Annotated in this window: 2 protein-coding genes; one reads left to right on the top strand and one right to left on the bottom strand. The window is 42.6% G+C overall.

What is annotated here, in order from left to right:
• A partial coding sequence (locus tag GNF76_RS29180) for a pesticin C-terminus-like muramidase (RefSeq protein WP_246212041.1) occupies window positions 1–541 on the top strand: 541 nt, incomplete at its 5' end.
• A gap of 40 nt (window positions 542–581) precedes the next feature.
• On the opposite strand, the gene GNF76_RS29185 is transcribed toward GNF76_RS29180, so the two are convergent.
• Entirely contained in the window at window positions 582–1,013 is a 432-nt protein-coding gene (locus GNF76_RS29185; protein ID WP_155586496.1) for a hypothetical protein, read from the bottom strand.
• Window positions 1,014–1,609: the final 596 nt, after the last annotated feature.

The raw sequence follows: 1,609 nt of genomic DNA on the forward strand, positions 1-1,609 counted from the left end.
CGGTCAGATTCTCAAGGGCTACGTTCCTCAAAATAGAAAAGGTGCTCCATCATCAAAATCAGGTGTGACCATAGGCATAGGTGTTGATCTAGGGAGTAAGACGCGCGAGTCTTTGACTAAAGATGGTGTCCCGAGCGACCTTGTGCAACAGCTCGCCGAATATACGGGGTTTAAAGGCAAGGAAGCTGCGAATAAACTGGCTCAAAAACCTCTGACCATTACCGAGCAGCAGGCAGCATTGCTCTCCAAAGTGTATATGGATAAAACTTCCAAATCGATTGAGGCGCGATATAACGCAGTTGTCGGTGAGGGCGCATTTCGCGAAATTCCTATCTACACAAGAACTGCAATTATTAGCTTGGCATACCAGTCAGGTGATAATTTGGCGGCCAATTCTCCTAAGTTTTGGTCGGCGATTACACAGAAAAAATGGGCGGCCGCTGTAAATGAACTAAATAATTATGGGAAATCTTCTCATCGTCGTCGGGTGTCGGAAGGAAAGTTAATTAGTTTAGATCTTGAATTTGGTTTCTTGAATTGATGGGGTTGCTGCATCACGATAATTTTTCGTGATGCAGCCTTTAGTGTGTGCTCAGACATTCATCGCCCATATCAACTTCTTTTTTTGCAACATACGCTCCTTTTTTGTTTTTTTCTACAAGTAATGGTGTGAGGGTTTTGGCTGTTCCTTTTAGGGCAAAATCTCCAAAACAAATTATAACTCCCCGACTATTTTTGGACATGATCCATACGCTGTATTCAAAGTTTTCGTCTTTGTCTATCGCATAGTAAATTCCAGCGCTACTTGGCGGGTTTATATGAAAATTGTTGAAGTCTGTATCTTTTAGCCTAGTCCCCTTTGGTAGGTGTTTGAGCCAAAATGAGTTGGAAAAGGATGTAATGTCAAGATTTTTCAAGATTTTTAATGCAAGGGGATCCCCAGCAAAAGCCGAACATGTAGCCATTGTAGAGATGACTGCGCTGATAGCGATGGATTTTATTTTGAGGTTCATGCGTGATCCAGCCTTTAAGGTGGGACGTTTAATTTAAGATGACGTGGTTCAAAGCCAAATATTTAAGAGATTTTCAGCGGCACCTCCATAATCTGGACTGATCCACCAAGTCACCGGCACAGTGGTTATACGTGGTGCTTCCTTCCTCATGCGTAGCTTGGAGAATGGCCAGGCGGTACAAGTCTCTGACCGCTTCCGGCGGACACGCCTACTAGTCTGCTACCTGTTAGATGGAGTCATTCCAATACCTTCGCCGGTGCATTCAATGACGATAGGTTGTGGATTGATGCTGACACCGTCGCTTGGTTGTCGGTGTTTGGTACATAATACTGACACCGGATGAGTGCACGCACCACATTTTCTTCAAGTGACCTGAAGTAGTATGTAGTGTCATGCGCCGAGCATTAAAAGGGATTTATCTTATTTAAATATAAGATGAATCCTATTGTTTGAGGTTGCGCCATAAGTGCAAATATTTGAGATTGTAATGCCACCAGCCAGTACGCGATATTTGTTTTTTGTATAGTTCTCATACTGGCTTAAGTTGTAAATAAAATCATTTGGAATATCAGTGATGATACAGCGATATTTTTATA

The organism is Pseudomonas spelaei (assembly GCF_009724245.1).
GTDB lineage: Bacteria > Pseudomonadota > Gammaproteobacteria > Pseudomonadales > Pseudomonadaceae > Aquipseudomonas > Aquipseudomonas spelaei.

Excerpts from the sequence above, each read along its gene's own strand:
- GNF76_RS29185 (WP_155586496.1), bottom strand. The coding sequence starts at position 1,013 with ATGAACCTCAAAATAAAATCCATCGCTATCAGCGCAGTCATCTCTACA.